The 6216-nt window shown below is 73.9% G+C and carries 4 protein-coding genes, 1 tRNA gene and 1 pseudogene; 4 read left to right on the top strand and 2 right to left on the bottom strand.

What is annotated here, in order from left to right; genetic code table 11:
- Positions 1–212: 212 nt before the first annotated feature.
- Entirely contained in the window at positions 213–644 is a 432-nt protein-coding gene (locus tag ACR80Q_RS15430; protein ID WP_435378528.1) for a MerR family transcriptional regulator, read from the bottom strand.
- A gap of 517 nt (positions 645–1161) precedes the next feature.
- On the opposite strand from ACR80Q_RS15430, the pseudogene ACR80Q_RS15425 reads away from it, so the two are divergent.
- The 4 genes and pseudogenes from ACR80Q_RS15425 to ACR80Q_RS15410 all read left to right on the top strand — a co-directional run.
- Positions 1162–3465 (top strand): annotated as a pseudogene (locus ACR80Q_RS15425) (putative bifunctional diguanylate cyclase/phosphodiesterase); the annotation flags it as partial.
- Positions 3466–3546: 81 nt separating this feature from the next.
- A tRNA-Leu gene (locus tag ACR80Q_RS15420) sits at positions 3547–3623 on the top strand.
- A 138-nt stretch (positions 3624–3761) separates the two neighbouring features.
- Positions 3762–4577, top strand: coding sequence for a Bax inhibitor-1/YccA family protein (locus tag ACR80Q_RS15415; RefSeq protein WP_435378527.1), 816 nt, complete (start codon positions 3762–3764; stop codon positions 4575–4577).
- A gap of 41 nt (positions 4578–4618) precedes the next feature.
- Positions 4619–4927 carry a hypothetical protein gene (locus ACR80Q_RS15410; RefSeq protein WP_435378526.1) on the top strand — a complete coding sequence of 103 codons (309 nt, stop codon included), beginning with the start codon at positions 4619–4621 and terminating at the stop codon, positions 4925–4927.
- Between the two features lie 50 nt (positions 4928–4977).
- Here ACR80Q_RS15410 and ACR80Q_RS15405 read toward each other — a convergent pair whose 3' ends face one another.
- Positions 4978–6201, bottom strand: coding sequence for an acetyl-CoA C-acetyltransferase (locus tag ACR80Q_RS15405; protein WP_435378525.1), 1224 nt, complete (start codon positions 6199–6201; stop codon positions 4978–4980).
- Positions 6202–6216 lie beyond the last annotated feature (15 nt).

Here is a 6216-nt window from a genome sequence, read left to right as displayed (position 1 = left end):
TCGACCTGAGCGAGTCCCAGATCTTCGACTCCTCGACGGTCGCGTCGCTGGACGCCATCGAGCTCAAGTACCGCCAGAAGGGCAAGAACGTGTTCATCGTCGGCCTCAACGAGGCCAGCCAGGGCTGGCACGGTCGCCTCACCGGGCAGCTGGGCGCCGGGCACTGACGGGGTCGGGGCCCGACCTCGGGGTCGGCCCCCGGGCAGCTGCCCCTACAGCGAGGGGCGACGGCGTCCGGCGGCGATGTCGCCCAGCTCGTCGGCGAAGGCCTCGGCCTTGTGGACCTGCTCGCGCAGGGTGTCGAGCTGGACCACGACGGCCTCGCGGTACATCCGGAGCCGGTCCACCACGTCGGCCGCGGTGACCGGGTCGAGATCCGGGAGGTCCACCGCGGTCTCGAGCAGGCCCAGCAGGTCCTTGGTCTCCTCCAGGGTGAGGAACGGCTTCATCCGGCGGACCAGGCGGAGTCGTTCGACGTCCCGGTCGACGTACAGCCGGAACCCGCCCTGCGACCGGCCGGACGGCACGACCAGGCCGATCTCCTCGTAGTGCCGGATGGTGCGCAGGCTGAGGTTGGTCTGCGCCGCGACCTCGCCGATCTGCATGAACGGACCGGTCGCCGTCGGCTCATTCAACTCTGCCATCGCGTGAGAGTACGGTACGCAGGCGCCGAGCAGCCACTGCCCCGCGTGCGGTGAGGCGGACCCGCGGACGCCGGGTGGCCGGCCGGCCGCTCGGCACCGCCGCCCCGAGAAGTGACGCGACGCGCCGCCCGGCGACCTGGTCGTGGCCGGCGGGGCTGCCACCGGCGCACCCGGGTCGGGCCGGGTAACCGGCCGAATCGGTACGGACCGACCACGTCGGGGGCGAATCCCCTGGTGGAAGCGGCGTTTCTGCTGCGCGCGACCCGCTGTGACGTGTTGGCTGACCCACGTGGCGGTCCCCTGGCGCATCACCGCGGCCGTCGTGCCGCCGGTGGGCGTCGCCCTGCTGCTGCTGCCCCCGGGACCGGGCCGGGCGCTGTCCTGGACCGCGCTGGCCGCCTTCTGCTGCGTGGTCGTGGTGACGGCCCCCTGGGTGGGGCCGCGGCACCCGTGGCGCTGGGTCGGGGCCGCCCTGGGGCTGGTCACGCTGTCCGGGCTGCTCACCGCCCCGTTCGTCATGGACGTGCTCCCGGCCACCACGGTCGACCCGTCCGTCGCGGTCCGGCTGCCCACCTACCTGCCGCTGCTGGTGGGCGTGTTCTGGCTGACCGAGACCGCACCGGCGCGCCCGGACCGGTGGGCGGCGGTGGACGCCGCCGTCATCGTCCTGGCCGGCTGCGTCCTGGGCCTGCTGGTGGTGGCCGACGGGCGCCCCGACGGCGTCCCGGTCCTGGTGCTGCCGCTGCTGGACCTGGCGGTGCTCGTCGCGGCCCTGCCGGTGCTGTCCGAGCGGGCCCGCAGCCCCTCGCAGCTGCTGCTGGCGACCGGGCTGCTGGCGCTGCTGGTGACCGACTCCGCGGTCGTGCTCGGCGCGGTGACCGGACTGCGGACGGCTCCCTACGTCGCGGGCCTGCTGCTGCTCGCCGTCCTCCTGCTGGCCCTCGCGGCCACCCACCCGTCGGCGGTGCGGCTCGCCGAGGCCGCGCAGCACCGCGCCGACGTCCGGCCGCTCGCCGTCGGCGGCGCCGGTCCCCACGTCACCCCCCGGCGGCTGCTGCTGCTCGGGATCGGGCTGGTGGGTGCGCCGGTGGTGCTGCTGCTGTCCCTGCTGGGCGCCCTGCCCGACCCCGGACGGCTGGTGCCCCTGGCGGCGTTCGCCGTCTTCGTCCTCACCGCGGCCAGGCTCACGCACCTGGTCGGGGAGCTCGTCCGCCACGACACCCGACGCGAGGCGCAGGTGCGGTTCTCCTCCGCCTTCGACCGCTCACCGGGCGGCCTGGCGATGGTCGGGCTGACCGGGCCGGACACCGGTCGCCTCGCCGAGGTCAACGAGAGCCTGTCCCAGCTGCTCGGCCGCACGGTCCCGGAGCTGCTCGGCTCCCCGGTCGTCGACCTCGTCCACCCCGAGGACACCGCCGGTGCGCTCCGGCTGCAGGTCGCCCTGGCCGACGCGACCGCCGGGCGGCCGACGGGCGTGCCGGTGCCCACCCGGTTGGCAGCGGCCGGTCGGCCCCGGTTCGGGGTGGTCGACATCGCCCCGCTGACCACGGCGCGGGAGGCCGGCTCCCGGGCCCGTTCGTGGGCCGTGGTCCAGGTCGACGACGTCACCGAACGGCTCGACACCCAGACGCAGCTGGCGCGCGCGGCGCTGCGCGACCCGGTGACGGGGCTGGCCAACCGGGTCGGGCTGCTGCGGACGCTCCAGGAGTCGCTGCTCGACCACGCCCGTGGCGGCCCGCCGGTGGTGCTCCTGCTGCTGGACCTCGACCGGTTCAAGCTGGTCAACGACGCGCACGGCCACGCCGTGGGGGACGAGCTGCTGCGCGACGTGGCCGGTCGGCTGGGGCGGCTGCGGGTGGCCGAGGTGTCCCGCCTGGGCGGCGACGAGTTCGCCCTGCTGGCCAGGATGCCCGCGGGTGACCGGCTGGACACGCTGCTGCGCCGGCTGCACGGCGCGCTCCAGCCGGTGGTCGAGCTGAGCCGCGGCGACGTCGTGGTGTCGGCCAGCGTGGGTGTGGTCGTGCACGACCGGCAGCACTCGCGCGGGACCGTCCCCGACGCCGAGGCGCTCGTCCGGCAGGCGGACATCGCGATGTACCGCGCGAAGGCGAGGGGCGGGCGGGGCCACGTCGTGTTCGGCGACCAGCTCCAGGCCGAGGTCGACACCCGTCACGCCATCGAGCGCGAGCTGCGGACCGCCCTGACCAGCGGCGGGCTGCAGGTCGTCTACCAGCCCGTGGTCGAGCTGCAGGACCGCAGCGTGGTGGCGCACGAGGCCCTGGTCCGGCTGGTCCGCCGGGTGCAGGGGGTCCTGGTCGGCCCCGCGGAGTTCCTGGAGGTGGCCGAGGAGTCCGGCCTGGTGCGGGGGATGGGCGGGTTCGTGATGTCCACGGCCCTCGGCGCGGCCGCCCGGGACCCGCAGGGGCGCCGGATGGCGGTGAACGTCAGCGGGCGCGAGCTGGCCGAGCCCGACTTCGCGGGGCGGGTCCTGCGTCGCCTCGACCGGGCCGACGTGGCCCCGGCGACCCTGACGATCGAGGTCACGGAGTCGGCTGTCGTGCCGTACCTGGACGGGGTCGTGCCGCAGCTGCAGACCCTGCGCACCGAGGGCGTCACGGTGGCCCTGGACGACTTCGGCACCGGGTACTCCTCGCTGACGCACCTGCGGGTCCTGCCGGTCGACATCGTCAAGATCGACCGCTCCTTCGTCGAGCGGGTCGTCCTCGACGGGCCGGACCGGCGGATCGTCGCCGCCGTGACCGACCTCGCGGCCGGCCTGGGGCTGGCGACCGTCGCGGAGGGCATCGAGACCACCGAGCAGCACGAGGCGATCACGTCGCTGGGCTGCCGGTACGGGCAGGGCTACCTCTACGGTCGTCCTGCGGCCGGGCTCGTCACCGCCGCCCCCGTAGCCCAACCGGCAGAGGCAGGCGCCTTAAAAGCGCAGCAGTACGGGTTCGAGTCCCGTCGGGGGCACCACCCGTCCGGCGGTCCCGTGGCCGCTCCGAGGACAGGCGATCCGGGTCCTGGGTAGACTTCCCCCGGCTCGGGAACCCCAGGACACGCTGGGGTGTTACCCGAGCACAGGGTCATCTCGGCCCGCTCTGGAGGGAGATCATGCGCAGCAGCAACCCCGCGTTCTCGCGGAACGAGGCGTTCACCCGTAACGGGTACGCCACCTTCGACGTCGCGACGCCGTCGGCGGAGTCGCTGGAGTCCCAGTACGGCATGGCCTCGCCGGTGCGCGAGCGCGCCATGACGCTGGAGGACGTGGTCACCCGCACGGGGATCATGTTCGCCGTCCTGCTGGCCGTGGCCGTCCCGCTGTTCTGGGCGATCATCACCGGCGTCATCGGGTTCGGCACGGGTCTCATGCTGACCTTCGGCGGGATGATCGTCGGGCTCGTCCTGGCCCTCGTCGTGTCGTTCTCCAAGACCATCCGCCCCGGGCTGATGATCGCCTACGCGGCCTTCCAGGGCCTGCTGGTCGGGGGCATCAGCGCCCTGTACACCGTGCAGTTCGGCGACGGGCTGGTCTTCCAGGCAGTCCTGGGCACCATCGCGGCGTTTACCGCGATGCTCATCGCCTACCGCACCGGCCTCATCAGGGCCACGAAGCGGTTCCGCAAGATCCTCATGGTGGCCGCCATCGGCTACCTGTTCATCGGCCTGTTCAACCTGGTCGCCGTGTGGTTCTTCGGCGCCGACTCGCTGTTCTTCTCCTCCGGCCTGCTCGGTGTCGGCCTGTCGCTGGTCGGCGTGACGCTGGCCTCGCTGTTCCTCATCCTCGACTTCGACTTCATCGAGCAGGGCATCCGCAACCAGCTGCCCCAGCAGTGGGCGTGGCGGGCGGCCTTCGGGCTCGTCGTCACCCTGATCTGGCTGTACCTGGAGATGCTCCGCCTGCTCGCCATCCTCCGCGGCGGCGAGTGACGTCCCAGGTCGCCTGACCTGACACGAACGCGACACGACCCGTGCTGCCCACCCCGCGCGACACCTCCGAGGAGGTCGCGCAGGAGGCGGCACGGGTCGTCTCGCGTCTGAGCACCCTCACGCCGGCCCGCATCCCCGTCGACGTCGTCCGGCCGGCCGTCCAGCGGCTGGCCGACGCCGCCCGGGCCGCCGAGGGCCTGGACCCGCACCCCGTGCCGGACCTGGCCCCGCACGGCTGGGTCGACCTGCTGCGCGTGGTGGTCGGGGACCTGCTGGACGCCTCGCCGGGTGAGGCCGGTCTCGTGGCCGCCCGCGACGAGCTCGTCGAGCTGCGCCGCGCGCTGCCCTGAGCCTGGAGCGGCTGAGCCTGGCGCGGCCCTGAGCCTGCGGGCCCGGGGGGTCAGCTCAGGCGTTCGTAGACCACGGCCATGCCCTGGCCGCCGCCGACGCACATGGTCTCCAGGCCGTACTGCCCGTCACGGACCCGCAGCGCGTTGAGCAGCGTCGTGGTGATCCGCGCCCCGGTGGCGCCGAACGGGTGCCCGTAGGCGATGGCCCCGCCGTGCACGTTGAGCTTCTCGGGGTCGATGCCCAGGTCGTCGGCGCTGGCCAGCACCTGCGACGCGAACGCCTCGTTGATCTCGACCAGGTCGACGTCGGCCATCGTCAGGCCGGCGCGCTCGAGGGCCTGCCGGGACGCCTCGACCGGGCCCATGCCCATGATCTCCGGGCTCAGGGCGGACACCCCGGTCGACACCACGCGCGCCAGCGGGGTCAGGCCGTGCGCCTCGGCGAAGTCGCCGGAGACCACCACCAGTGCCGCGGCGCCGTCGTTGAGCGAGCAGCAGTTGCCGGCCGTCACGGTGCCGTCGGTGCGGAACACGGGCTGCAGCTGCGACACCTTCTCCAGCGTGACGCCGGCGCGCGGGCCGTCGTCCCGGCTCACGACGGTGCCGTCGGGCGTGGTCACCGGCGTGATCTCGGTGCCGACGTACCCGGCGGCGATGGCGGCCTCGGCCCGGTTCTGGCTGGTCACGCCCCACTCGTCCTGGCGCTGGCGGGAGATGCCGCGCGAGGTGGCCACGTTCTCGGCGGTCTGCCCCATCGCGACGTAGACGTCGGGCAGCTCGCCGGACCCGCGCGGGTCGTGCCACGGGGCGTTCATCCGGGCCGTCTCGCCGGTGCGGCGACGGGCGTCCTCGAAGCGCGGGTTCATCGCGTCCTCGCCGAACAGGTCGGAGCCCTTGACGCCCTTGTAGCGCGAGACGCACTCGACCCCGGCGGACACGAAGGCGTGGCCCTCACCGGCCTTGATCGCGTGGAACGCCATCCGCGTGGTCTGCACGCTGGACGCGCAGAACCGGTTGACGGTCGTACCGGGCAGGCCGTCGTGGCCCAGCAGCACCGCCACGACGCGTGCCATGTTGGTGCCGTGCTCGCCGCTCGGCTCGGCGCAGCCCAGCATCAGGTCGTCCAGGTCGGTGGCGCTCATCCCCGGGACGGCCTCCAGGGCGGCGGCGACCACCGTGGCGGCCAGGTCGTCCGGACGGACGTCGACCAGCGAGCCCTTCCCGGCACGGCCGATGGGGGAGCGGGTGGCGGAGACGACGACGGCGTCGGGCATGCGGGGAGCCTAACC

This window comes from Aquipuribacter aurantiacus (genome assembly GCF_051216895.1).
Lineage (GTDB): Bacteria > Actinomycetota > Actinomycetes > Actinomycetales > JBBAYJ01 > Aquipuribacter.
The sequence above is the reverse complement of the archived record's forward strand: the minus strand, read 5'-3'. Positions and strand labels throughout refer to the sequence as shown.